This is a genomic window from Cryobacterium sp. SO2 (assembly GCF_026151165.2).
GTDB lineage: Bacteria > Actinomycetota > Actinomycetes > Actinomycetales > Microbacteriaceae > Cryobacterium.
On sequence record NZ_CP117849.1, the window covers coordinates 1,610,353 to 1,634,737 of the forward strand.

21 protein-coding genes are annotated in these 24,385 nt (G+C 69.0%); 10 read left to right on the top strand and 11 right to left on the bottom strand.

Annotation, left to right across the window (positions count from 1 at the left end; genetic code table 11):
* Positions 1–148 precede the first annotated feature (148 nt).
* Positions 149–2,725: an ATP-dependent Clp protease ATP-binding subunit gene (locus BJQ94_RS07390; protein ID WP_265398463.1), complete on the top strand. Its 2,577-nt coding sequence runs from the start codon at positions 149–151 to the stop codon at positions 2,723–2,725.
* Between the two features lie 97 nt (positions 2,726–2,822).
* On the opposite strand, the gene BJQ94_RS07395 is transcribed toward BJQ94_RS07390, so the two are convergent.
* Positions 2,823–5,000 carry a glutamine synthetase III gene (locus BJQ94_RS07395; RefSeq protein WP_265398462.1) on the bottom strand — a complete coding sequence of 726 codons (2,178 nt, stop codon included), beginning with the start codon at positions 4,998–5,000 and terminating at the stop codon, positions 2,823–2,825.
* 191 nt (positions 5,001–5,191) lie between these two features.
* Here BJQ94_RS07395 and BJQ94_RS07400 point away from each other — a divergent pair, with 191 nt between their 5' ends.
* Entirely contained in the window at positions 5,192–7,435 is a 2,244-nt protein-coding gene (locus tag BJQ94_RS07400) for a UvrD-helicase domain-containing protein (RefSeq protein ID WP_265398461.1), read from the top strand.
* A 165-nt stretch (positions 7,436–7,600) separates the two neighbouring features.
* On the opposite strand, the gene BJQ94_RS07405 is transcribed toward BJQ94_RS07400, so the two are convergent.
* Genes BJQ94_RS07405 through BJQ94_RS07420 form a run of 4 tightly spaced genes read right to left on the bottom strand, consistent with a single transcriptional unit; the run spans position 7,601 to position 10,040 of the window.
* Positions 7,601–8,188, bottom strand: a complete 588-nt coding sequence (locus BJQ94_RS07405) for a TetR family transcriptional regulator (RefSeq protein ID WP_265398460.1) — start codon at positions 8,186–8,188, stop codon at positions 7,601–7,603.
* A 3-nt stretch (positions 8,189–8,191) separates the two neighbouring features.
* On the bottom strand, positions 8,192–8,665 hold the full coding sequence (locus BJQ94_RS07410; RefSeq protein ID WP_265398459.1) for a hypothetical protein: 474 nt from the start codon (positions 8,663–8,665) through the stop codon (positions 8,192–8,194).
* Between the two features lie 42 nt (positions 8,666–8,707).
* A complete protein-coding gene (locus BJQ94_RS07415; RefSeq protein ID WP_265398458.1) occupies positions 8,708–9,028 on the bottom strand; it encodes a hypothetical protein in 321 nt (106 codons plus the stop codon).
* A 49-nt stretch (positions 9,029–9,077) separates the two neighbouring features.
* Positions 9,078–10,040 (bottom strand): 1-phosphofructokinase family hexose kinase, encoded by a 963-nt coding sequence (locus BJQ94_RS07420; protein ID WP_265398457.1) that lies wholly within the window; start codon positions 10,038–10,040, stop codon positions 9,078–9,080.
* An 84-nt stretch (positions 10,041–10,124) separates the two neighbouring features.
* On the opposite strand from BJQ94_RS07420, the gene BJQ94_RS07425 reads away from it, so the two are divergent.
* On the top strand, positions 10,125–10,853 hold the full coding sequence (locus BJQ94_RS07425) for an NAD(P)H-hydrate epimerase (protein WP_265398456.1): 729 nt from the start codon (positions 10,125–10,127) through the stop codon (positions 10,851–10,853).
* A 194-nt stretch (positions 10,854–11,047) separates the two neighbouring features.
* On the opposite strand, the gene BJQ94_RS07430 is transcribed toward BJQ94_RS07425, so the two are convergent.
* Positions 11,048–11,956 carry a 3-methyladenine DNA glycosylase gene (locus BJQ94_RS07430; RefSeq protein WP_265398455.1) on the bottom strand — a complete coding sequence of 303 codons (909 nt, stop codon included), beginning with the start codon at positions 11,954–11,956 and terminating at the stop codon, positions 11,048–11,050.
* A 154-nt stretch (positions 11,957–12,110) separates the two neighbouring features.
* Here BJQ94_RS07430 and BJQ94_RS07435 point away from each other — a divergent pair, with 154 nt between their 5' ends.
* Entirely contained in the window at positions 12,111–12,872 is a 762-nt protein-coding gene (locus BJQ94_RS07435; RefSeq protein ID WP_265398454.1) for an SDR family oxidoreductase, read from the top strand.
* Between the two features lie 81 nt (positions 12,873–12,953).
* On the opposite strand, the gene BJQ94_RS07440 is transcribed toward BJQ94_RS07435, so the two are convergent.
* Positions 12,954–13,991 (bottom strand): glutathione S-transferase C-terminal domain-containing protein, encoded by a 1,038-nt coding sequence (locus BJQ94_RS07440; protein WP_265398453.1) that lies wholly within the window; start codon positions 13,989–13,991, stop codon positions 12,954–12,956.
* Positions 13,992–14,043: 52 nt separating this feature from the next.
* Positions 14,044–14,340, bottom strand: coding sequence for a hypothetical protein (locus tag BJQ94_RS07445; protein WP_265398452.1), 297 nt, complete (start codon positions 14,338–14,340; stop codon positions 14,044–14,046).
* 150 nt (positions 14,341–14,490) lie between these two features.
* Between BJQ94_RS07445 and BJQ94_RS07450 the strand changes: the two genes are divergently transcribed.
* From BJQ94_RS07450 to ligD, 5 genes are all read left to right on the top strand, one after another.
* Positions 14,491–15,357, top strand: a complete 867-nt coding sequence (locus BJQ94_RS07450; RefSeq protein ID WP_265398451.1) for an alpha/beta hydrolase — start codon at positions 14,491–14,493, stop codon at positions 15,355–15,357.
* Positions 15,358–15,399: 42 nt separating this feature from the next.
* The gene (locus BJQ94_RS07455; RefSeq protein WP_265398450.1) at positions 15,400–16,872 is read left to right on the top strand and encodes a hypothetical protein; all 1,473 of its coding nucleotides are present in this window, start codon (positions 15,400–15,402) and stop codon (positions 16,870–16,872) included.
* A 121-nt stretch (positions 16,873–16,993) separates the two neighbouring features.
* The gene (locus BJQ94_RS07460; protein WP_265398449.1) at positions 16,994–17,416 is read left to right on the top strand and encodes a VOC family protein; all 423 of its coding nucleotides are present in this window, start codon (positions 16,994–16,996) and stop codon (positions 17,414–17,416) included.
* Between the two features lie 92 nt (positions 17,417–17,508).
* Complete coding sequence (locus tag BJQ94_RS07465) at positions 17,509–19,509, top strand: amino acid transporter (RefSeq protein ID WP_265398448.1); 2,001 nt, start codon at positions 17,509–17,511, stop codon at positions 19,507–19,509.
* 99 nt (positions 19,510–19,608) lie between these two features.
* Positions 19,609–20,631 (top strand): non-homologous end-joining DNA ligase, encoded by a 1,023-nt coding sequence (ligD, locus tag BJQ94_RS07470; RefSeq protein WP_265398447.1) that lies wholly within the window; start codon positions 19,609–19,611, stop codon positions 20,629–20,631.
* A gap of 101 nt (positions 20,632–20,732) precedes the next feature.
* Here the strand turns inward: ligD and BJQ94_RS07475 are convergent, their stop codons facing one another.
* Together BJQ94_RS07475 and BJQ94_RS07480 are read right to left on the bottom strand one after the other, a co-directional pair.
* Positions 20,733–21,263: a dihydrofolate reductase gene (locus BJQ94_RS07475; RefSeq protein WP_265398446.1), complete on the bottom strand. Its 531-nt coding sequence runs from the start codon at positions 21,261–21,263 to the stop codon at positions 20,733–20,735.
* Positions 21,253–22,077, bottom strand: coding sequence for a thymidylate synthase (locus BJQ94_RS07480; protein WP_265398445.1), 825 nt, complete (start codon positions 22,075–22,077; stop codon positions 21,253–21,255). Before BJQ94_RS07480 ends, BJQ94_RS07475 begins: the two co-directional genes overlap by 11 nt.
* A 135-nt stretch (positions 22,078–22,212) precedes the next feature.
* Between BJQ94_RS07480 and BJQ94_RS07485 the strand changes: the two genes are divergently transcribed.
* On the top strand, positions 22,213–22,968 hold the full coding sequence (locus BJQ94_RS07485) for a glutamine amidotransferase (protein ID WP_265398444.1): 756 nt from the start codon (positions 22,213–22,215) through the stop codon (positions 22,966–22,968).
* On the opposite strand, the gene BJQ94_RS07490 is transcribed toward BJQ94_RS07485, so the two are convergent.
* Positions 22,952–24,379: a CotH kinase family protein gene (locus BJQ94_RS07490; RefSeq protein WP_265398443.1), complete on the bottom strand. Its 1,428-nt coding sequence runs from the start codon at positions 24,377–24,379 to the stop codon at positions 22,952–22,954. The genes BJQ94_RS07485 and BJQ94_RS07490 overlap by 17 nt on opposite strands.
* Positions 24,380–24,385 lie beyond the last annotated feature (6 nt).

The following is a 24,385-nucleotide window of genomic DNA, read 5'->3' on the forward strand; positions in this document are numbered from 1 at the left end:
GGTTTTCGGGGCTCAACTCACGGTTCGCGATAGTGATCAGGAGAGTCTCAGGAACCGGCGGGAATGAAAAACGAGGCCAAACGTTGACTTGAGTCGAGGGCACTCAACTTTTGAGATCCCTCCACGTTCAGATTCCCAGGAGGTTTCCTTGCCTACATACTTCGGCCCGACCGGTTCCGAGAACGGATCGTTCGACGAATTCCTGGCCCGCTATCTGCAGGGCCAGCGCGCGGCGCAGTCCGGCCGCCCGATCGAAATCACCCGGCTGCTCAGCCGCCGCACCCACGAGCTCCTCGTGCAGGCGGCGCAGTTCGCCGTGGACCACGGCCACGCCCACGTTGATGCCCTGCACCTGCTGCGGGTCATGGTGGAGCAGGAACCTGCCGCCACGGCCATCCGCCGGGCCGGTGGCGACCCCGCCGCCATCGTGACGGCCGCTGACCAGCGCCTGCCGGAGTCGAGCGACCAGCAGGCCACCTCCGCACCGGCCCTCACGCCGTCGGCCCAGCGTGCCCTGCTGGACGCCCACCAGGTCGCCCGCGCCTTCGGCTCCACCTATATCGATCCGGAGCACCTGTTCTTCGCCTTCGTGGTGAACCAGGACGCGCCCGCCGCCCAGGTACTGGCCGCGGCCGGCGTCACCGCCGAATCCCTGCAGGCCGGCGCCCAGCAGGCCGAGGGCGACGACGCCGACGGCGCCTCAGGCAGCACGGCAGCCGACGGCGCCTCCGACACCCCGATGCTCGACACCTACGGCATCGACCTCACCGAACGCGCCCGCTCCGGCAAGCTCGACCCGGTGATCGGCCGCAGCGACGAGATCGAGCAGACCGTCGAGATCCTCTCCCGGCGCACCAAGAACAACCCGGTGCTGATCGGCGAGGCCGGCGTGGGCAAGACCGCCGTGGTCGAGGGCCTGGCCCAGGCCATCGTCGACGGCCTCGTGCCCGAGCAGCTGCGCGGCAAGCGCGTCATCGCGCTCGACCTGCCCGCCATGCTCGCCGGAACCCGCTACCGCGGCGACTTCGAGGAACGCCTCACCAAGACCATGGACGAGATCAGCGAGCGTAGCGACGAGATCATCGTCTTCCTCGACGAGCTGCACACCGTGGTCGGCGCCGGCGGCGCCGGCGAGGGCGGAATGGACGCCGGCAACATCCTCAAGCCGCGCCTGGCGCGCGGTGAGCTGCACGTTGTCGGCGCCACCACGCTCAACGAATACCGCAAGGTGGAGAAGGACCCCGCCCTCGAACGGCGGTTCCAGCCCGTTCGGGTGGGGGAGCCGAGCATCGACGACGCCGTGCTGATCCTGGCGGGCCTGCAGGGCCGCTACGCCGAGCACCACTCGGTGCGCTACACGGATGCCGCGATCCGTGCCGCCGTGGAAATGAGCGCCCGGTACATCCCCGACCGGTTCCTGCCCGACAAGGCCATCGACCTGATCGACCAGGCCGGCGCCCGCGCCCGCCTGGCGTTGGGCTCCAGGGTCGACATCGAGGGGCTGCGCGAGCAGCAGGCCGGGCTCGAGACCGCGAAGAGCATCGCCGTCGCCGCCGAAGCCTACGAGGAGGCGTCCCGGCTGCGGGACGAGTCCGAGGCTCTGGCGGAGAAGATCGCCGACGCCGAGATCGCGCAGGGGACCGACACCGGCCGGCCGGCACCGTCCGCCGTGGTGGACGAGGCCGAGATCGCCGCGATCATCGCCCGGTCCACCGGCATCCCCGCCAGCCGCCTCACCGCGGGTGACCGTGAACGCCTCGCCACGCTCGAAACCGACCTGCACCAGCGGGTCATCGGGCAGGACGACGCCGTGACGGTGATCGCCAAGGCCGTGCGACGCAATCGCACCGGCATGGGCGATGCCTCCCGCCCGGTCGGCAGCTTCCTCTTCCTCGGCCCGACCGGGGTGGGCAAGACCGAGTTGGCGAAGTCGCTGGCCCAGTCGCTCTTCGGCGACGAGAAGGCCATGCTGCGCTTCGACATGAGTGAATTCGGCGAGCGCCACACCGTCAGCCGTCTGGTCGGCGCCCCTCCCGGCTACGTCGGCTACGACGAGGCCGGTCAGCTGACCGAACACGTGCGGCGGAACCCATACTCGGTGGTGCTGCTCGACGAGATCGAGAAGGCCCACCCCGACGTCTTCAACCTGCTCTTGCAGGTGCTCGACGACGGCCGGCTCACCGACGGCCAGGGTCGCACGGTGGACTTCCGCAACACCGTGGTGATCATGACCTCCAACATCGGCTCGGAGGTTCTGGCGAGCCGCAGCGGCGCCCTCGGCTTCACCGCCGACCTGGACGGCGCCGGCAACGGCTTCGGCTCGGAGAAGGCGCTGCGGGACCGGGTGATGGCCAAGCTCCGCGAGGCCATGCGGCCCGAGTTCCTCAACCGCATCGACGAGGTCGTGCTGTTCCGGAAGCTCGACCAGCCGCAGCTGCGCCAGATCGTGCGGTTGCTGCTGAACCAGACCGAGGCCAGGCTTGCCGCCCAGGGCCACGCCCTCACCGTGAGCGATGCGGCCGTGGACTGGATCGCCGAGACCGGCTACGAGCCCGAGTACGGCGCCCGGCCACTGCGCCGCGTCATCCAGCGCCAGCTCGACGACAGAATCGCCGACCTGCTGGTGGCGTCTGAGCTCGGTGACGGCGGAGTCGTGGCCGTGACCGTGCAGGATGGCGCCCTGCGGGTGCACGCCGAACCGGCGCGGATGCCGCTGGCCGCGTAACCTCCAGGCGCAACAGAAAGCCCCAACCGGACCACTGGTCCGGCTGGGGCTTTTCTGTGTTCGGATACTGCGGGTGTGCGGCTACTGCCTGAGGTGGCTACAGGATGAAGAGCATCTCCTGGTAGGTCGGCAACGGCCACAGGTCGTCGGCCACGATCTCTTCCAGGGCGTCGGCCGCCGTGCGCACCGCGGCCATCGCGGGCAGCAGGGCGTCACGGGCGTGCTCGGCCTCGGCCAGCGCCTCGTGACCGGTCTCGTCGGCCAGGGCGGCCTTGAGCGTGGCCAGGGCCTCGCGGAGCTCGGTGATCGGGCCACTCACCGCCAGGAGCGGAGCCGTGTCGGCGTCCACACCGGCGGCCTTGAGGGCGCCGATGTTGACCGCGACCTCGGTCTGGTGCCGCACCGCGGCCGGCAGGATCTGGGTGGTCGCCATCTCCAGGGTGAGGCGGGCCTCCACGCTGATGGTGAGGGCGTACTGCTCCAGACCGATCTCGTAGCGGCTGTGCATCTCGCGGTGGTTGAAGACCTTGTACTTCGCGAACAGGTCCATCGCGGAGTCGGTGATCAGCTCGGGCAGGGCGTCGAGCGTGGTGCGCAGGTTCGCGAGCCCGCGCTTTTCGGCCTCGATCGGCCAGGCATCCGAGTAGCCGTCGCCGTTGAACACGACGGCGCCGTGATCGGTGATGATCTGCGTGAGCAGCGATTGCACTGCCGTGTCGAAGTCGGTGCCGGCGGCGACAGCGGCCTCGAGGTCGGTGGCGATGTAGTCCAGCGACTCGGCCATGATCGTGTTGATGGTGACCATCGGGCCGCTCACGGTCTGCATCGAGCCTGGGGCACGGAACTCGAACCGGTTGCCGGTGAAGGCGAACGGGCTGGTGCGGTTGCGGTCACCGGGGTCGGTCGGCAGCTGGGGGAGCGTGTCGACACCGATGATCATGGTGCCCTTGTCCTTCGACGAGGTCGCGGGACCCTTGGCCAGCTGCTCGAAGACATCCGCCAGCTGGTCGCCGAGGAAGATCGAGATGATGGCCGGCGGGGCCTCGTTGGCGCCGAGGCGGTGGTCATTGGTGGCGGAGGCGACCGACACCCGCAGCAGGCCCGCGTACTTGTGCACGGCGCGGATGACCGCGGCGCAGAAGACCAGGAACTGGGCGTTGTCGTGCGGGTTGTCACCGGGCACCAGCAGGCTGCCGAGCTGGTTGTTGCCCAGCGAGAAGTTGACGTGCTTGCCCGACCCGTTGACGCCCTGGAACGGCTTCTCGTGGAAGAGGCAGGCCATGCCGTGCTTCTTGGCGACGGTCTTGAAGGTGGTCATCAACAGCTGCTGGTGGTCGGCCGCGATGTTGCCGCGCTCGAACATCGGCGCGATCTCGAACTGGCCGGGGGCGACCTCGTTGTGGCGGGTCTTGGCGGGGATGCCGAGCTTGAAGAGCTCCCGCTCGGTGTCCATCATGAAGCCGAGAACACGCTCGGGGATGGCGCCGAAGTAGTGGTCGTCGAACTCCTGGCCCTTGGGCGGCTTGGCGCCGAACAGGGTGCGGCCGGAGTTCAGCAGGTCGGGGCGGGCGAGGAAGAAGTGCCGGTCCACCAGGAAGTACTCCTGCTCAGGACCGCAGAACGAGACGACCTTGGCCGGCTTGACATGGCCGAACAGGCGCAGGATGCGTTCGGCGTGCTCGCCCATCGCCTGCTGCGAGCGCAGCAGCGGGGTCTTGTGGTCGAGGGCCTCACCGGTCATCGAGACGAAGACGGTGGGAATGCACAGGGTGTTGCCGTTCGGGTTCTCGAGCACATATGCGGGGCTGGTGACGTCCCAGCCGGTGTATCCGCGGGCCTCGAAGGTGTTCCGCAGCCCGCCGTTGGGGAAGCTGGACGCGTCGGGCTCGCCCTGCACGAGGGTCTTGCCGGCGAACTCGGCCAGCGCGGTGCCGTCGCCGACGGGCTCGAGGAAGCTGTCGTGCTTTTCGGCGGTGAGGCCGGTCAGCGGGTAGAAGACGTGCGCGTAGTGCGAGGCGCCCTTCTCCATCGCCCAGTCCTTCATGGCGGAGGCGACAGCATCGGCGACCAGCGGGTCGAGCATGGCACCGTGTTCGATGGTGGCCATCACCGACTTGTAGACGAGTTTCGGCAGGCGCTTCTGCATGACGACGCTGCTGAACACGTTTTCGCCGAAGATCTGGCCAGGAGTTTCGGCGTCGGTGAAGCTGACGGCGGGAGGCACGTAGGCCTCGACATCCCTGATCGCCTGCAGGCGCATGGCATTTCCACTCATTTACTACCCCTTTGATTCGGGCTCTTTCCGCGACTAGTTGCGGAATCCGGTGTTCCAAACTTAGGGAGCTTCTATGCCGGTGACATTTCGGCCGCGTGACGGATTCGGTCTCCTGTCTGACCCGGATGGGGGCCGAAACCCAGCAGCACCGTCAGCGGCTAAACTGGTCGTTTGATTTGAGGGGTGTTTGAGTGGTTGATCAGGAGCTCGCGCGCGAACAGGACTACGTCGCCACGCTGTACGCGCGCCTCGACGCGCTGCAGCGTGAGGCCGAGGCCCAGCTGAAGGCCGTGCGGATGCTCGACGTCGGCGGAAACCACCAGTCCCGGTCCGAACGCGACACCTTTGCGCGCACCTACGAGGACCGCATCGTGCAGCTGCGCGAGGTGGACGACCGTCTCGCCTTCGGCCGCCTGGAGACCGCTCCGGAAGACGACGACGGCACGCCCGTCTACCGCTACATCGGCCGGGTGGGCCTTCGCGACGAGAACCTGCAGCCGATCCTGCTCGACTGGCGGGTGCCGCAGGCCAGCGCCTTCTACCAGGCCACCGCCGCGACGCCGCTCGGCGCCCGCGCGCGCCGGCACCTGCTGTCCAACGGCCGTCGCATCATCCGCATCGAAGACGAGATCCTGGACGCCGCGCTGCTGGAGGGCGACACCGCCAACCTGCATCAGGGTGAGGGGGCGCTGCTCTCGGCGCTCACCGCGCAGCGCACCGGGCACATGTCCGACATCGTCTCGACGATCCAGGCCGAGCAGGATCGCATCATCCGCTCGGAGCTGAACGGTGTGCTGGTCGTGCAGGGCGGCCCCGGCACCGGCAAGACCGCCGTGGCCCTGCACCGCGCCGCCTACCTGCTCTACACCCACCGCGACCGGCTGCAGAACGCCGGCGTCCTGATCGTGGGTCCGTCCACGTCCTTCCTGCAGTACATCGAGGCTGTGCTGCCGTCGCTCGGCGAGACCGGGGTGGTGCTCGCCTCGGTGGGCCAGCTGTTCCCCGGCGTCGAGGCCAGCCACGAAGACGCGCCGGCCGCGGCCGCGCTTAAGGGCCAGACCTTCATGGCCGACCTCATCGCCCGGGCCGTGAAGTCCCGGCAGAAGGTGCCCGCCGCCAGCCAGAAGCTGCTGGTGAACGGCGACACCCTGGTGCTCAAGCCCCAGCTGATCGAGTCCGCCATCCACCGCGCCCGCTCCGGCGGCAAGCCGCACAACGAGGCCCGCGTGGTGTTCGTCAAGCACGCGCTGAACTCCCTGGCCCGGGAGTGGCTCGAGCAGCTCAAGAAGCAGGGCCGGTCGATGGACGACACCGACCTGCCGATGCTACGCGAAGACCTGCGCCTGGCCGACGACGTGCGCGTGGCCCTGAACACGGCCTGGCTGCCGCTCACCCCGCAGAAGCTCGTGCAGGATCTCTACGCCCGGCCGCAGTGGCTCGAAGAACTCACCCCGCGCTGGCGGGCCGCCCAGCGCGCCCTGCTCTACCGGCCGCGCGACGCCGAGTTCACCATCGCCGACATCCCGCTGCTCGACGAGGCCGCGGAGCACCTCGGCGAGTACAGCGCCGTTGACGCCGCGCAGAAGCGCGAGGCCAAGGAACAGCGCAAGCGCGACATCGAGAACGCCGAACTGGCGATCAAGAACATGGACGTGAAGGGGCTCGTGAACGCGAAGGCCCTCGCCGACAACTTCGCCGAGCTCGGCGACAGGGCCACGACCGCCGAACGGGCGGCGCTGGACCGCAGCTGGACATACGGGCACGTGATCGTGGACGAGGCCCAGGAACTCTCGCCCATGCAGTGGCGGCTGCTGATGCGCCGCGGTCCGCGCCGCTCGTTCACCATCGTGGGCGACATTGCCCAGGCTGCCGCCGCCGCCGCGGCAGACAGCTGGCGCGAGGCTCTCGCGCCCGTGCTCGAGGCCTCGTTCGAAGCCGATCGCTGGCGCCTCGAAGAGCTCACCGTGAACTACCGCACCCCCAGCCAGATCGCCGAGGCCGCCGAGACCATGGCGGTGGCGCACGGCCTGCCGATCACGGCATCGCGCACAGTGCGAGCCAGCGACTGGCCCGTTGAGGTGCTGACGGATGCGGTCGACGCCGTGCGCCGCGAACGCGCCTTGGGTGTGGGCGGAACCGTGGCGGTGATCGTGGTGGAGGAGCACATCGACGCCCTCGCCGCTGCCCTCGACGCCGAGTTCGGCGACATCGTCGGCCGCGGGGCCCTCGGCCTGCTGCGGGACGTGGCGTTGCTCACCCCGCAGGACTCGAAGGGCCTGGAGTTCGATGCCGTGATCGTGGTGGACCCCACCGCCATCGTGGCCGCATCCGAGCGCGGTGCCGGAGCGCTCTACGTGGCGATGACCCGCGCCACCCAGCGCCTGTACCTGGTGAGCGACGGCCCCCTGCCCGCGGGCCTGGGCGACCTGCCCTAACCTTCCGTACCTTCCGTCGACTTCGGGCAAAGCACCCCTTCAGCGCCCGCGAAGGGGCGTTTTGCGGCAAGTCGACGTGGAGCGTTCTGTCGACTTCGGGCAAAGCACCCCTTCAGCGCTCGCGAAGGGGCGTTTTGCGGCAAGTCGGCGGAGGGAGACTCCCGCTCAGGCGACCGGCCGGAAGGCCCGCAGGGTCGACAACAGGGCCTCCGGGGCGAACGAGGCCGGGTTGCGGATCGCCTGGATGGATGCGCCCTGCACCAGCGCGACCACGGTAGCGGCGAGGTCGTCGCCCGAGACGCTGTCGGAGAGGCCGCCGTCAGCGGCGACCTCGCGGCAGACCGGTAGGAACGCCTCGAGATAGCGGCCGAAGGAGGCCTCGATGCGGTCGCGGAAGAGGTCGTCGCGGCGGGAGAAGTAGAACGCGAAGAGCAGCTCGACGCCCGCGTGGTACTCGGCGAGGCGTTCGAGCTCGCCCCTGACCATCCGCTCGAGGCGGTCCCACGGGGCCAGCGCGGCCAGCGCCGGGTCGGTCAGCGCGTCGAGGGTGCCGTCCAGGAGCACGTCGAGAAGCGCTTGGAGCAGGCCGTCCTTGGACTGGAAATGGAAGAAGACCAGGCCGGGGGAGATGCCGGCAGCGGTGGCGACGCGGCGAGCGGTGACGGCGTCGAGTCCTTCGGTGAGGGCCAGCTCATAGGCGGCCGCGAGGATGGCGTCGCAGCGCTCCTGCTCGGGTCGTTTGGGCCCGCCCATCGATCAGGCGTCCCGGCGGACGGTGCCGCCCTGCTCGCTGCGGCGGGCGGCGCGGTACTCGCGCCAGGCCTTCCAGGCGCCGGTGGACCAGAGGGCCCACAGCACCAGCACCGGCTGGAAGACGAGCCGAACTGTGCGGTCGAGGTCGGTGTTCAGACCGAACGAGTCGGTGTGGGTGACCAGCTGGGAGATGTTGCCGGGGAAGATGGCGATGAAGAACAGCGCTACGACGACGCCGACCTGCACCCGGTACCGGCCGAGGGCGAGCAACGAGAGGCCGAGGACCATCTCCACGATGCCGGATGCCACGACCACGAAGTCACCTTCCAGTGGAAGCCAGGTGGGCACCTGGGCCAGGAACGCCTCGCGGTTGACGGTGAGGTGGCTGAAGCCCGCCATCAGCAGGAAGGCACCGAGCACCACGCGGAAGATCGTGCGGAGGACGGTGGTGCGTTTCTGTGGGGCGAGGAGAGTCATGACCCTGACTCTACATTGATCAGCAGGTCAATGACCAACCGGTCAATGGCCAATCGTTGCGGCTACCTGCGCGGCCACTTCTGCGTCGGTGCGCGCCTCGAACACGCCCCACATCACGTGGGTCGGTCCGCTGCCGTCGCTGCCGGCCTGGGCGGGGCGGCTGATCCACCGGTTGGCGGCGGCAGCCGTGCCGAGGGCGGCGAGGGAGGGGGCGATGGTGGACTTGCGCAGGGTGCCCGCGACGACGCTGCCATCACTGCCGAGCCGCCAGCCGCGGCTGGCGGCCAGGACCTGACCCACTTCTTCATCGGTCAACCAGCGGGAAAAGCTCCGACCGGGCGGGTCGATCTTGGTCAGCTTCATGAGCACAACTGTAATCAGGCCAGCCGCTATTTCGCCGTCTGAGCGCGGTTCAGGCCATGATCAGGGCGAGTTCGGCCTCGAGCCGCTCGACATCGACGCGGTGGCAGAGTTCGGTGGCGGGCGTCATGGCCGTGGCGCTGCCGGCGGCGACGGCGGCGCGGAAGGCCGCGGGCGCGTCGTAGCCCTGCGCGATGCGCAGCACGAAGGCGCCGAGGAAGCTGTCGCCGGCGCCGACTGTGCTTTGCACCGTCACCCGGGGGACGGGGAGGCGGATCACGCCCGCCGCCGAGGCGAGCACGGCCCCGGCGCCGCCGAGGGTGAGTGCCACGTATTCGGCGGACCCCCGGGAGACGAGGGTGCTCGCCGCGGCGATCTGGCCCTCCTCGGTATCGAGCGATGAGCCCACCAGCTCGCCCAGTTCTCGTCCGCTGGGCTTCACCAGGAAGACGCCCTCTGCGAGGGCTTCGGCCAGGGCCGGACCCGACGCATCCACAATGCAGCGCGCGTCATGCTGACGGGCCAGGCGGGCGACCCTGGCGTAGAAGTCGTCCGGCGCGCCCGGCGGCAGGCTGCCGCTGGCCACCACATAGCCGTTGTGCGGGATGGACTCGGCGACGCGGGCGAGGCAGGCCTTCCACTCGGCCTCGGCGATCTGGGGCCCCTGCAGCACGAAGCGGAACTGCTTGCCCGTGGCGGTCTCGTCGACAGTGAAGCTCTCTCTGGTGCTGCCCGCGATGGGCACGACCACGGTGGGAATTCCCTCGGCCTCGATGAGCTTGCGGTACGCGTCCCCGGTAGGTCCGCCGGCGGCGTAGATGGCCAGGGTCTGACCGCCGAGTCGCTGGATGACGCGGGAGACATTGATGCCGCCGCCGCCAGGATCGAGGCGGGAGAGTCCGCAGCGCATCTTGTGCTCACCGATCACATTTTCCGTCGAGGTGCTGACGTCGAGGGCGGGATTGACGGTGAGTGTGAGTATCGGCCGCAGCGTTGTCGGCCTGGAGGAATCCATGCTCCCAGCGTAGGACCGTGCGAGACGGCGGGTCACCTGATGCGGGATGCCGCGGCGGGCGGCCGCGCGGCGTAGGGTGGCGCCGTGCATACCTCGCCAGTGCAGACCTATACCGCGGCCCAGGTGCGCGAGGCCGAAGCGCCCTTCCTCGAGCGGGGCGTTCCGCTCATGGACAGGGCGGCCCGGGCGCTGGCGAACGAGGCGGCGGCACTTCTCACGACGCAGCGTGGGGGAGTGGAGGGTGCGCGGGTGCTGGTGCTGGCCGGGTCAGGCAACAACGGCGCGGACGCCCTGTATGCCGCGGAGCTGCTGGCCGGCGAGGGCGCGGTGCTGTGCATCCTGCCCACCAGCGACCGCCTGCACGTGGGCGCACTCGAGACCGCCCTCGCCCGGGGCGCCGACCTGCGGCCCGTGGACGAACTACCCGAGGTGATCGCCGGCCTCGCCCGGGCGGCCGACCTGATCCTGGACGGCATCGTGGGCACGGGCACCACCGGCCGCCCAGCGCTGCGTGGGGCGGCACGGCGCACCGTGGCGGCGATCCTGCCGGTTCTCTCTGCTGATCCGTCCGCCGGTCCCTCCGCTGAGCATCCGCCCCTGGTCGTGGCCGTCGACCTGCCCAGCGGCATCGGCGTGGACGACGGCACGGTGCCGGATCCCACGGTGCTGCGGGCCGACCTCACGGTGACGTTCGGCGGCTGCAAGACCGGGCTCGTGCGGAGCCCGGCGGCCGACTTTGCCGGCCGGGTGGTCGTGGCCGACATCGGCATCGGCGAGGAGCTGGAGCGCATCCGCCGCCGCGACCTCGCCTGAGCGCTCCCACGCGTCGTCGAGATGCCGCAAAACTCCCTTTGGCGGGCGCTGAAGGGGCGCTTTGCGGCAAGTCGGCGAAGAGCGCCAACGACGACGGATGCCGCGCAGCGGCTTGCACCCGTTCCGCCGAGCGGTCCGCCCGAGTCTCCTGCCAGAACGCTAAGAGGCCCGCCTGCTGTGGGCTACGGGGGAAACTACACCAGGGCGGAGAGCTCCGGCAGGGCGCCGACGGCGTCGATGACCCGGGCGCGCAGCAGGTTGCTCCGCTCGGTGAAGCCACGTTGGCGGCGCACGTATTCGGCCTTGCCTGCCGGTGTCTCGATGGCGACCGGCGTGGAGCCCCAGTCGGACAGATCGTAGGGGGAGGCCTGCATGTCGAGTTCGCGGATGTCGCGGGCGAGGTCGAAGCAGTCCAGCAGCAGTTCCCCGGGAACGAGCGGCCCGAGCTTGATGGCCCACTTGTAGACGTCCATGCCCGCGTGCAGGCAGCCGGGCTGCTCGAGCCGGGGCTGGTTCTCCCGGCTCGGCAGCACCGGGTGGGCCTGCCCGGCGTTGTGCTCGACGGCGGCGGGGGTGAAGAACCTGAACGCGTCGAAATGCGTACAGGCGATCCGATGCGATTCCACCACGGTGTCGGTCTCGCCCTGACTAAGCCGCAGCGGGGACTCGTGCCTGTGCTCGTCCTGCTTGTAGACCATGGCCCATTCGTGCAGGCCGAAGCAGCCGAAGTTCCCGGCACGCTGCGCGGTGCGGCCCAGCAGTGACACGATGAAACGGATGCTGCGCGCATTCTTCCGGACGAACGCGGCGCGATCCACGGCCACATCGTCCCCGTCCGTGCGATACCACTTCCAGCCGGCGCGTTCCTCGTGCGCCGCGCCTTGCAGCACGACGTTCGCGCCGGGGTGCCAGCGCCGCAGCAGTCCGGGCCGGAACGGGTAGTAGGTGAAGAGGAAATCATCGACCGGATGGCTGCGGCCGGTGCCCGCTCGCTCCCGGCGGCCGAGGGTCGCGGCATCGGCCCTGGCCTGGTGTCGGCGTTCCCGCTCGCGCCACTCGGGGTCGGTGAGCAGCGTGGGCGCGGCACTGGTTTCGAAGGACACGTTTTGAGGGTACCCGCGGCTGGTCCCGCGCCGCCGGACCGCGGATCGGGTCGCATTTCGGGTGGCTACCCCATAGAGTAGTTACTGGATGGAACGATGTTCCGCCGAGCAGAACGCTACACGCGACCTATCAGACTCACAGAGGAGCACTAAAATGACCGCGAACCCCTTCGACCTCACCGGCAAAGTGGCCATCGTCACGGGAGCAAGCAGCGGCATCGGGCTCGCCATGGCCGAGGGACTGGCCGCGGCCGGCGCCGACATCGTGGGCGTGAGCGTCAACATGCCGATGACCGGCAGTGAGGTCTCCCAGCGGGTCGAGGCCCTGGGCCGCACGTTCACCCCCTACGACACCGACTACGCCGACCGTGCCGCGATCACCGCGCTCGGCACCGAGCTGGCCGCCCTGAACGCCGACATCCTGATCAACAACGCCGGCACCATCCGCCGCGCCCCGGCCGCCGTGCACTCCGACGAGTTCTGGGACGAGGTCATCGCCGTGAACCTGTCGTCGCAGTTCGTGCTGAGCCGGGCAGTGGGAGCCAACATGGTGGCCCGCGGCCACGGCAAGATCATCTTCACCGCCTCCCTGCTGAGCTTCCAGGGCGGCGTGAACGTACCCGGGTACACCGCCTCCAAGTCGGCCATCGTGGGCCTGGCCAAGGCGCTGGCGAACGAATGGGCGGTCTCCGGCGTCAACGTGAACGCCATCGCACCCGGCTATATCGCCACGGCCAACACCAAGGACCTGCGAGCCGACGGTGAGCGATCCAAGGCGATCCTCGACCGGATCCCCGCCGGCCGCTGGGGCGAGGCCTCCGACCTGGTCGGCGCGGCAGTGTTCCTGTCCAGCAGCGCCTCCGACTACATCAACGGCATCACCCTGCCGGTCGACGGTGGCTGGCTCGCGCGCTAACCACCACTGAGTTGCGGAAATCCCCCCGTCGTTTCGACAGCGACAGAGGGATTTCCGCATTTCAGCGACGCATCGGGGCGATCAGAGGGCGGGCACCCGCTCGCCCTCGAGCGGCGCCTCCGGCGGGGTGCCGGTGCCGAAGGGCCGCCCGCCCAGGGCCTCGCGGCCGTGCGCGGTGAGCCACACCGAGGCATCCGGCCCCTTGGGCACGATGCCGGTGGGGTTGATGTCGCTGTGCGTCACGTAGTAGTGCTTCTTGATCTGCTCGAAGTCGATGGTGTCGCCGAAGCCCGGCGTCTGGAAGAGGTCCCGGGCATAGGCCCACAGCACCGGCATCTCGCTGAGCTTGTTGCGGTTGCACTTGAAGTGGCCGTGGTAGACCGCGTCGAACCGCGCCAGCGTGGTGAAGAGGCGGATGTCCGCCTCCGTGATGGTGTCGCCCACGAGGTACCGCTGGCCGGCCAGGCGGTCCTCCAGCCAGTCCAGGCGCGCGAACAGGGTGTTGTAGGCCCGCTCATAGGACTTCTGGCTGCCGGCGAAACCGCACTTGTAGACGCCGTTGTTCACGTCGTGGAAGATCAGGTTGGCGACCTCGTCGATCTCGGTGCGCAGCGCCTCCGGGTAGAGGTCGGGGGCACCGGGGCGGTGGTACTCCACCCACTCCGTCTCGAAGTCCAGGGTGATCTGCGGATAGTTGTTGGTCACCAGCTTGCCGGTGGGCACATCCACGATCGCCGGCACGGTGATGCCGCGGGGGTAGTCCGGGAAACGCGCGAAGTATGCGTCCTGGATGCGTTCGATGCCGAGCACGGGGTCGACGCCGTTCGGGTCGAGGTCGAAGGTCCAGCTGTTCTTGTCGTGGGTGGGACCGGGCAGTCCGAGTGAGATGACGCCCTCGAGGCCCAGCAGGCGGCGCACGATGGCGGTGCGGTTCGCCCACGGGCAGGCGCGTGCGGCCACGAGGCGGTAGCGTCCGGGTTCCACCGGCCAGCCGTCACGGCCGTCGCGCGTGATGCGGTCTTCGACGTAGTTCGTGTCGCGGTTGAAGTCCTTGCCGGGCTCCACGTAGCTGGGGGTGAGGTCGCTGGCCGTGAGATCGCTGGGGGTGACATTGCTCATGGCACCACGCTACGGGAAAAACCCGTGCGTACGCATGGAGTTCGCGGTCTGCTTAGTCGTGCAGGTGGTGCAGCGGCCATCCCGTCGACGCGGCGAGCAGGTCGAGGAGGGACTGCGCCGCCGCCCGGGCCTCGGCCGCGCCGCGCGGGTCGTAGACGTCGATCGCCAGCGGAGGGGCTTCGCCGAACTTGGGGATGTCCACCTCGACCCGGCCGCCGTGCGGCAGGGCCACGAAGGCGTGCGCTGTCTGCGCGCCCTGCACCGCAGCATCCAGAGTCAGGGCGATGATCCCCAGCGCCTCCGGCTTGGTGGCGTGGGTATCGGCGACGATGGTGGCGACGTGGTCCATGGCTGTCCTTCGGTGGGTCGAGTGTGCGTCAGCGTAACCCAGCCGGCGCTCTCCCGGCACTTGCGCGCGGGGAGCATCCCGGATATTTACAACCAGAACGGATGCGGCGCACCTCGACGCCCGCACCGGCAGCCTGGAAGGACAGCCACCATGGCCACACCGGAACCTCCCACCCTCGCCGGTTGGGAAATCGACGAGATCGACCGCGCCAATGCGTCCGGCCTCACGCCCGTTGTCTTCGTGCACGGCCTCTGGCTGCTCTCCAGCAGCTGGAAGCCGTGGCGGGACCTGTTCGAGGCGAACGGGTTCATCACCGTCGCTCCCGGCTGGCCCGACGACCCCCGCACGGTGGAGGAGGCCTTCGCGTCTCCAGACGCCTTCGCCCACAAGATGGTGCAGCAGGTCACCGACCACTATCTCGAGGCGATCTCCCGGTTGGACCGCAAGCCCGCGGTGATCGGCCACTCGTTCGGCGGCCTGATCGCGCAGAAGCTGGCCGGGGAGGGAGTGGCCTTCGCGACGGTCTCCATCGACAACGCCCCGTTCAAGGGCGTGCTGCCGCTGCCCGCCTCCGCACTCAAGTCGGCGTCGCCCGTGCTCGGCAATCCGGGCAACCGGGGCAAGGCCATTGCGCTCACCTTCGAGCAGTTCGAGTACGGCTGGGCGAACAACCTCGACGAGACCGAAGCGAGACAGCTGTACACCGACTTCCATGTGCCGGCCTCCGGCGCACCCCTGTTCCAGGCGGCCGTGGCCAACTTCAACCCGTTCGGCGGGGAGACCAGGGTGGACACGAAGAACCCCAACCGGGGAGCGCTGCTCGTGCTGGCCGGGGAGAACGACAACACGGTGCCGCTGGCGATCACCAGGGCCAGCTACAAGCTGCAGGCCAGGAACGAGGGCATCACCGAGATCACCGAGATCCCCGGCCGGGGCCATTCACTGGTGATCGACAGCGGATGGCGCGATGTGGCCGACCTGGCCTTCAGCTTCATCAGCAGGTTCGCCCCCGCGTGACCTGCCCGCGCTGAGAACGGAGAGCTGAGAACGGAGAGGATCATGGGTGAGCGGCTGCCGATCATCTACGTGCGGGGATTCGCCGGGGGACAGGGCGCGATCGACACCGCCGCGGACGACCCGTTCTACGGCCTCAACGAGGGATCCGTGCACGTGCGGGTGGGAGCCAACGGCACGCCGCAGTTCTATCAGTACGAGGGCCCGCTGATCCGGCTGGTCAAGGAGCAGGGCTACGACGTGCGCATCGAAGGCAGCCAGCAGCGGGTGTTGCTCGACGCCGAGGCGGGCTCCCTGCGCGCCGACTCGGTGTGGATCTACAGGTTCTATGACGCCGCCGCCGGCACCTTCGGCACGCCGCCGCAGACCTACGACATCCGCAAGGCCGCCCAGGGCCTGGCCGACTTCATCGCCCTGGTGCGGGAGAAATCCGCCGGCCACCCGCCGGTGTACCTCGTGGCGCACTCGATGGGCGGCCTGATCTGCCGCACGGCCCTGCAGGTGAACCTCGCCGACCCGCGCGCATCCGTGTCGAAGCTGTGCACCATCGGCACCCCGCACGGTGGGATCGACCCCGAGCTGGGTGGCCCCATCGGTGGCTGGATCCTCAACACCTTCGGCCCGCAGGGTTCGCGGATCTTCGCGCCGGAGTTCATGCGCGAGTACCTCTACCCGGCGGATGCGCCCGGTCCTGCCAACGGCGACACCCGGCGGATGAGCGGGGCCTTCACCCCGGACCGGGTGCTGAGCATCGTGGGCACCAACGCGCGCGACTACGACGTGGCACTGGGCCTGTCGAGCGCGGTGATGGGGGTGCAGAGCGACGGGCTCGTCGCCATCCGCAACGCCTATGTGGTGGGGTCGGCCCGCGCCTACCTGCACCGCTCGCATTCCGGCCGGTACGGGCTGGTGAACTCGGAGGAGGCCTATCAGAACCTCAAGAGATTCCTCTTCGGCACCCTGCGGGTGGAGATCGGGCTGCGCGGGCTGGCCTTCGAGGAGACCAGGGTGTGGCAGGCCGAGGTGCGCCTGGCCATCCGCAAGCTGCCCGTGCTGATCCACGAGCAGACGGCCGACCACTACTGCCCGGTCGACCTCAACGCGGAGGCGAAACGGATCGCCACACCGCTGTCGCCCGTTCCGCTGATCACGGTCTTCCTGATCCCCAATCCGCAGAACGTGGCGCGCTACGCCCTCGACATCACGCTGCTCTCCCTCGAGGAGCGAGGCGGAATCTTCGGCTTCGGCGAACACCTCGAGCAGATCGGCGACTGGCAGGACTCGCTCATCGTGGAGATCGTGCTCAGCGAGGACGGCGCGCTCACCCACATCCAGTGGGAGTGGAACAGCACCCTCACCGAGCGGCCCGGGATGGCCGAGCTGTCGAACACCCTGGACTGGGCCTCCGGGCGCAGCGCGGATGGCAGCTGGCATCCCGTGATCCCGCTGCCCCATGTGGCCGCGCGGCTGCTGGGCGACGAGGCCGGCCTGGCGCTCGCGGTGTCGCACTGGAACTGACACCGCAATTCGTGCCCAAGCCTCCCGCAGACGTGCCGTGCGGCCGATAATCGTGCAGAACGCTCAGAACCGCACGCATCCATGACGTCCAGCGCTTGTCTGGACAGTGAGGAGAACCATCATGAGCACCAAGCTCAACCCCTACCTCGGCTTCCGCGACAACGCCAAGGAGGCGATGGAGTTCTACCACTCGGTCTTCGGCGGGGAGCTGACGCACAGCACCTTCGGGGAATTCCACGCCAGCGACGACCCGAGCGAGCAGGACAAGACCATGCATGCCGCACTCACCACTCCGAGCGGTCTGACGCTGATGGCGGCGGACACGCCCAACGCCATGGAGTACACGCCCGGCAACAACTACTCGGTGTCGCTGAGCGGCGACAGCGCGGATGCCGCGGAGCTGCAGGGCTATTGGGACAAGCTCGTCGACGGCGGGTCGGTGACGATGCCGTTGGCGGCGGCGCCGTGGGGCGACAGTTTTGGCATGTGCGTCGACAAGTTCGGCGTGGCCTGGCTGGTCAACATCGCGGGCGCCCCGCAGTAAACCCTTCCGCGAGCCGTGACTTGAGCCCCGAAAATCGAGGATTTTCGGGGCTCTTCTCACGGCTCGGGGGATTTGGGGCGAGAATGCCCGGTGTGCAGCCATCCGATCCATCGAAGATCCCGGCGCGGATTCCCCGTCCCCTTGCCGCCCCGCCGCCGTCCGGCCGGATCGGCGCCTGGCTCATGCGCAACCAGGTGCGGCCGGTGGGGCCTGAGACGGCCGACTCCGGCGAGTCGACGCATCCGTGGTGGCAGGTGATGTGCCTGACCGGCGTGGATTACTTCTCGACCCTCTCCTACCTGCCCAGCATCGCCATCGTCGCGGGCGGGGCGCTGTCGCCCCTGGCCACCCTCCTGATTGTGGCCCTGACGCTGCTCGGGATGCTGCCCATGTACCGGCGGGTGGCGGTGGAGAGCCCGCACGGGCAGGGGTCTGTGGCCATGCTCGAGCGCCTGCTGCCGTTCTGGCGGGGCAAGGTGTTCGTGCTCGTGCTGCTCGGCTTCGTGGCCACCTCCTGGATCATCACCATCACGCTCTCCTCCGCGGATGCGACGGTGCACCTGCTCGAGAACCCGGCGGCACCCGAGTTCCTGCGCGGCCAGGCCGTGCCGGTCACGATCGGGTTCTTGCTGGTGCTGGGCGGGGTGTTCCTGCTCGGTTTCACCGAGGCCGTCGCGATCGCGATTCCCCTCGTCGGCGTGTTCCTGCTGCTGAACGGCGTCGTCATCGTTGTGAGTCTGGGCGAGGTGTTCGCCGACCCGGACGCCCTGACCCACTGGCTGGCCGCTCTCCGGCTGGAGGGCGGAGGGCCGGAGGGGGGAGGCCCGGCCGGAATCCTCGGTCCGGTGCTCCTGGCCTTCCCGCTGCTCGTGCTCGGGTTGTCCGGCTTCGAGACCGGGGTGAGCATGATGCCGCTGGTGGCATCCCGCGGCCAGAGCCCCGAGGAGCGGCTGGCGAGCCGGGTGCGCAACACCCGGCGGCTGCTGACCGGGGCGGCCCTGATCATGAGCGTCTACCTGGTGGCCAGCAGCATCGTCACCACCGTGCTGATTCCGGCCGAGGCATTCGATGAGGGCGGGCCGGCGAACGGCCGCGCGCTGTCGTACCTGGCGCACGAGTACATCGGCAACGGCTTCGGGAACATCTACGACCTCAGCAGCATCTTCATCCTGTGGTTCGCCGGGGCATCCGCGATGGCCGGTCTCATCAACATCGTGCCCCGGTATCTGCCCGGCTACGGGATGGCGCCGGAGTGGAGTCGCGCCGTGCGGCCCGTCGTGCTGGTGTACACCGGGCTGAGCATCCTGATCACCGTCGGCTTCCAGGCCAGTGTGGACGCGCAGGCCGGCGCATACGCCACCGGCATCCTGGTGATGATGGTCTCTGCCGCCGCCGCGGTCACGGTATCCGCCGCGCGCCGCCGGGAGCGCTGGAGGATCGTGGGATTCGGCGTGCTCACGGCGGTGCTGCTGTACGCCCTCGGCGCGAACATCGTGGAGAAGCCCGACGGCATCATGATCTCCGCACTCTTCATCGCGGGCATCGTCCTGGTGTCGCTGGTCTCCAGGGTGTCGCGCACGACCGAGCTGCGGGTGGAGGGCGTCGAGTTCGACGAGCAGGCCCGCCAGTTCATCGCCGACTCGATCGCGTTCGACGGTGCGCTCAATCTGGTGGCGAACAAACCGCAGCAGAGCGGCCAGGCCGCATATGCCGAAAAGGAGAGTGAGCAGCGCGGGATGAACCCGGTGCCGGGCGCGGCCGACGTGCTCTTCCTCGAGATCGAGGTGGTCGACCCGTCCGGTTTCACGGACGTGCTGCACGTGCGGGGCGTGGAGGTGGGCGAGTACCGGGTGCTGCGCGCTCAGAGCCCGGCGGTGCCGAATGCCATCGCGGCCATCCTGCTCGCGCTCCGCGAAGCCACCGGGCTGCGACCGCACGCCTACTTCGAGTGGTCTGAGGGCAACCCCGTTGGCCACCTGCTGCGGTACCTGCTGCTCGGGCAGGGCGACACTGCCCCCGTGGTGCGCGAGATCCTGCGGGAGAACGAACCGCGCGCGGACCGCCGGCCCGGCATCCACGTGGGCGGCGGCTGACCGCCCCCACCCGCGAGCCGTGAGCAGAACCCCAAAAACCCCGAGTTTTCGGGGTTCAGCTCACGGCTCGCGAAAGAGATCGGGGTTAGGTTGGGCGACATGGTGACAGAAGCTACCGAGATACGTGTTGCGGGGCCGCACGGGGAACGCACAGTGCGGGTGTCCAGCCCTGGCCGGGTGTTGTGGCCGGAGGTGGGCATCACCAAGCTCGACCTGGCGAACTACGTCGTGGCCGTGGGGGAGGCGTTCGTCGCGGCGAACGGCGACCGACCGGTGTCGTTGCAGCGGTTCCCCGGCGGTATCGACGGCGAGCAGTTCTTCTCGAAGAACCCGCCCAAGGGGGCGCCGGAGTACATGCGGGCGGTGCCCGTGGTGTACCCGAGCGGGCGCACGCATCCGCAGCTCGTGATCGACGAACCGGCCGGCGCCGTCTGGGCGGTGCAGATGAACACCGTGGTCTTTCACCCGTGGCCGTCGCGGGCCGAGAACACCGACAACCCCGACCAGCTGCGCATCGACCTCGACCCGCAACCGGGCACCGACTTCGACGACGCCATCCCGGTGGCCCTCGAATTGCGCGCGGTGCTCGCCGAAGCTGGCCTGACCGCGTTCGTCAAGACCTCCGGCAACCGCGGACTGCACGTCTTCGCGCCCATCGAAGCGACCCAGGAGTTCCAGGTGGTGCGGCACGCCGTGATCGGGGCCGCCCGCGAGGTCGAACGAAGGATGCCGACGGCGGTGACCACTGCCTGGTGGAAGGAGGAGCGCGGAACCCGGATCTTCGTGGACTTCAACCAGGCGAACCGGGACCGAACCATGGCGGGTGCATACAGCCCGCGGGCGCTGGCGCACGCGCCGGTGTCGTGCCCGATCGGCTGGGACGAACTCGAGAACACTGACCCCACGCTGCACACCATCCTGACCGTGCCGGAGCGGTTGCGCACGACCGGCGACCCGTGGGCGCGGATGTACGAGCAGCCCGGCCGCATCGACACACTGCTCGAGTGGTGGGAACGCGATCTGGCTGCCGGGCTCGGGGAGCTGCCGTTCCCGCCGGACTACCCCAAGATGCCGGGCGAGCCGCCCCGGGTACAGCCCAGCCGCGCGCGGCACGACCCGTAAGCGCCCGGCCCCGCCCACGAACCGGATGACTGGCCCGTTTTCGCTAGTGTGCACCGCCTCCGCACTAGCGAAAATGGGCCAGTCTGGACAGGTGGGGCGCGTCAGGCGGGGAGGCGCTCGTAGGTGAGGAAGCGGTAGCGCAGCCCGGTGCGGGAGGTCAGCCATTCGGTGACGGCCGTCTGGGCGAAGGCCGGGTCGACGGTGGGGGCGACGGTGTCGCCGACAGCGTCGAGGTCGACCTCAGTCACCTCGAGGTGGCCGGCCATCGCCATCGCCTGGCGGTAGATCTCGCCGCCGCCGATGATCCAGACCGGCTGCGGTGCGGCCGCGGCCAGCGCGTCCGGCAGGGAGTGCACCACGATGACGCCGTCAGCCGACCAGTCGTCCTGGCGGGTGATCACGATGTTGTCGCGGCCGGCCAACGGGCGGAACCGTTCGGGCAACGAATCCCAGGTGCGGCGGCCCATGACGACGGCACCGCCGAGGGTGATCTGCTTGAACCGGGTGAGGTCCTCCGGCAGGTGCCAGGGGATGCTGCCGGCGACGCCGATGACCCCGTTCGCCGCTTGCGCCCAGATCAGGCCGATCGGCGCGGCCGGCGCATCCGGTGTCAACGGAGCCTCAGACGGCAACTGGAGCCTTGATCGCCGGGTGGTGGACGTAGTCGACGACTTCGAGGTCCTCGAACTCGTAGTCGAAGATGCTGTCGCGCTCGGTGGTGATCTTGAGCTGGGGCGCCGGGAACGGCGTGCGGCTGAGCTGTTCGGTGACCTGCTCGAGGTGGTTGGAGTAGATGTGGCAGTCGCCGCCTGTCCAGATGAAGTCGCCGACCTCGAGGCCGGTCTGGGCGGCGACGAGGTGGGTGAGCAGCGCGTAGCTGGCGATGTTGAACGGCACGCCGAGGAACAGGTCGGCACTGCGCTGGTAGAGCTGGCAGGACAGCTTGCCGTCGGCCACGTAGAACTGGAACAGCGCGTGACACGGCGCCAGCGCCATGTCGGGGATGTCGGCCACGTTCCACGCCGACACGATGATGCGGCGGGAGTCCGGATTGGTCTTGAGGGTCTCGATGACCTGGGCGATCTGGTCGATGTGGCCGCCGTCCGGGGTGGGCCAGGAACGCCACTGCACGCCGTAGACCGGGCCGAGTTCGCCCTGTTCGTCTGCCCACTCGTTCCAGATGCGCACGCCGTGCTCGCGCAGCCAGCCGACGTTGCTCTCGCCGCGCAGGAACCAGAGCAGTTCGTAGGCCAGCGACGGGAAGTGCACCCGCTTGGTGGTGATGAGCGGGAAGCCCTTACTGAGGTCGAAGCGCAGCTGGGCGCCGAACACACTGAGGGTGCCCGTTCCGGTGCGGTCGGCCTTGGTGGCGCCGGTTTCCAGAACCAGGCGCAGCAGGTCTTCGTAGGGAGTGGCGATCGCGCTGGGCTCGGCTGGAGTGTTCATCGGATCAAATCTACAGCGTGAACGGGCGATGTCAGAGGCTATGTCGGCGGCTATGTCGGCGGCGATATCAGGCGCTGTCTCCGACGGGCGCCGTCACATCCGGCCGCGGGCCCCCTTCCTCGGTAGCATGGGGCCGTGAAGCCCTTTCTGCTGCTGGCGACCCGCTCCGAAGATGAAGCCGCGGACGACGAATACGCCGGCTTCCTGGCGGCCGGCGGCTTGCGCCCCGAGCAGCTGCACCGCGTGCGCCTCGAGGCCGCGCCGATGCCGCCCATCTCCCTCGCCGACTACTCCGGTGTGATCGTGGGCGGCAGCCCGTTCAACGCGAGCGACCCGGCCGAGTCCAAGTCGGCGGTGCAGCTCCGGGTGGAGCGGGAGCTCGCCGGTCTGCTCGACGCCGTGGTGGCGCAGGACTTCCCGTTTCTCGGCGCCTGCTACGGCATCGGACTGCTCACCAGCTATCTGGACGGTGTCGTCGACGACACCTGGTCTGAGGTGGCCGGGCCCATTCCGGTGAGCCTTACCGCCGAGGGTGCGGCCGATCAGCTCTTCGGCCGGGTCGCACCGACCTTCGAAGCGTTCGTGGGCCACAAGGAGGCCTGCACGGTGCTGCCGACCGGCGCTGTGCTGCTGGCCACCGGCGCTGACTGCCCGGTGCAGGCCTTCAGAATCGGCCAGAACATCTACGCCACCCAGTTCCACCCCGAGCTCACCCAGGCCGGCATCCTCACCCGGCTGCGGGTCTATCACGACAACGGTTACTTCGAGCCGGATGCCTACGACGACGTGATCGCCGCGATCGACGCCTCAACGGTGACCGAGCCCGCCACCATCATGAAGGCCTTCGTGGAGCGGTTCGGCACTCCGGATCTCCTCACTCCTCGCCCGTGAAGTAGGTCGCGATGGCGTCCGACTCGCTCTGCAGGGTGTCGCTGGAGATCAGGTCGCCGGCCTGGTCCTCGAGCAGCGCGGCCCACCGGTCGAGCACCGCCTGCGCATCACCGCTGTCGTAGAGGCTGGCCGTGAGCGTGGCGGTCTCGGTGTCGACAAGCGCCGAGAAGCTGTCATCGGCGAGGAACCGGGTCGCCAGGACGTTGTCGCCGCCCATCGCACCGCCGCCAGCCCCGTCCGGCATGCCGCCCGTGGGAATCCCGCCCTCTGGCACCGCCCCGTCGGGCACCGCACGGTCGGGCGGGGTGCCGCCGCCCATGCCGCCGCCGGCGTTCATGGTGCCGAAGGAGAGGTTGGCGTCCCACGCCACCACAGTCATGAGACCGGTCGTGCTGTCGTAGCGCAGGTAGGAGTTATTGCCGGGGCCGTCGATGTCGTCGGTGTTCGCCGTCAGGTCCTCCATGGCCAGGTAGGTGGCGAACGCGTCGACGTCGAGATAGTCGCCCAGCCCGGCGGCGAAGGTGGCGTCATCGGAATTGTTGATGAAGTCGAGGAACTCCATCAGCGGGGTGAGGTCGTCATCGCCGGTCTTCTGGTCGAAGATGTCGGTGTACTCCGCGGGGTCGTCGCCGCGGTAACTGTAATCGCCGCCGGAGTCGGCCTTGTAGGTGATGCCGTCATTCTCGAAGGTGTCGTCGTTCCAGAGGTCGTCGTCGATGCTTTCCATGACGAGTCGGAGGGTGTCGTCGCCCCCATTCACGCTCAGCCGCACGGCCGCGGACTTCTCGGTTTCGAGCCCGCTGAGGCCGATGAGTTCCAGGGCAACGGCCTCGTTGAGCGAGGACTCCGTGGTGTTGCCGCGCACGATGAACTCGGTGCGGTCCTGGTAAGACTGGCCGTCGACGTACTTGTCGAGCCGGATCAGCCAGGGCAGCGTTTCCGGATCGTCGGTGCTCACGGATCCGTCACCGCTGTCGTCAGCGGGTGCGTCCGTGCTGGTGTCGGGAGCGGCCTCGGTGTCCTCGCCGATGCCGCGCAGGCTGGAGTTGCCCTTGAGCCGCAGTCCCACCTGCTCGAAGACCGCGCCGTCGATGGTGACGGTCGCCGAGATCCAGCCCTTGTCGCCGGTCTCGGTGTAGGCATCGAGCATGGCCTGGTAGTCGGCATCGTCGTAGTCGATGGTGATCGAGTGCACGAGGCTGGTGTCGTAGAAGTCCGAACCGACCAGCGCCGCGGCCTGCTCTGCGGTGAGCGACGACGAGGTGGTGGCTGTGGTCGAGTCGCAGGCCGCGAGACCGCCCAGGGCGATGACGCCGATCAGAACGGCGGCAACCGGCTTGGCGGCCGCCCGCGAACCGCGCGACGCGCGTGGCGAGCGGCCATTCAGGCTGCGGGGGTGAGGCTGACGCATGGGTGC

Bases quoted from the DNA above. Each gene is read 5' to 3' on its own strand.
- BJQ94_RS07395 (WP_265398462.1), bottom strand. From the start codon at position 5,000: ATGAGTGGAAATGCCATGCGCCTGCAGGCGATCAGGGATGTCGAGGCC.
- BJQ94_RS07405 (WP_265398460.1), bottom strand. From the start codon at position 8,188: ATGGGCGGGCCCAAACGACCCGAGCAGGAGCGCTGCGACGCCATCCTC.
- BJQ94_RS07410 (WP_265398459.1), bottom strand. From the start codon at position 8,665: ATGACTCTCCTCGCCCCACAGAAACGCACCACCGTCCTCCGCACGATC.
- BJQ94_RS07415 (WP_265398458.1), bottom strand. From the start codon at position 9,028: ATGAAGCTGACCAAGATCGACCCGCCCGGTCGGAGCTTTTCCCGCTGG.
- BJQ94_RS07420 (WP_265398457.1), bottom strand. From the start codon at position 10,040: ATGGATTCCTCCAGGCCGACAACGCTGCGGCCGATACTCACACTCACC.
- BJQ94_RS07435 (WP_265398454.1), top strand. From the start codon at position 12,111: ATGACCGCGAACCCCTTCGACCTCACCGGCAAAGTGGCCATCGTCACG.
- BJQ94_RS07440 (WP_265398453.1), bottom strand. From the start codon at position 13,991: ATGAGCAATGTCACCCCCAGCGATCTCACGGCCAGCGACCTCACCCCC.
- BJQ94_RS07445 (WP_265398452.1), bottom strand. From the start codon at position 14,340: ATGGACCACGTCGCCACCATCGTCGCCGATACCCACGCCACCAAGCCG.
- BJQ94_RS07450 (WP_265398451.1), top strand. From the start codon at position 14,491: ATGGCCACACCGGAACCTCCCACCCTCGCCGGTTGGGAAATCGACGAG.
- BJQ94_RS07455 (WP_265398450.1), top strand. From the start codon at position 15,400: ATGGGTGAGCGGCTGCCGATCATCTACGTGCGGGGATTCGCCGGGGGA.
- BJQ94_RS07460 (WP_265398449.1), top strand. From the start codon at position 16,994: ATGAGCACCAAGCTCAACCCCTACCTCGGCTTCCGCGACAACGCCAAG.
- ligD (WP_265398447.1), top strand. From the start codon at position 19,609: ATGGTGACAGAAGCTACCGAGATACGTGTTGCGGGGCCGCACGGGGAA.
- BJQ94_RS07480 (WP_265398445.1), bottom strand. From the start codon at position 22,077: ATGAACACTCCAGCCGAGCCCAGCGCGATCGCCACTCCCTACGAAGAC.
- BJQ94_RS07490 (WP_265398443.1), bottom strand. From the start codon at position 24,379: ATGCGTCAGCCTCACCCCCGCAGCCTGAATGGCCGCTCGCCACGCGCG.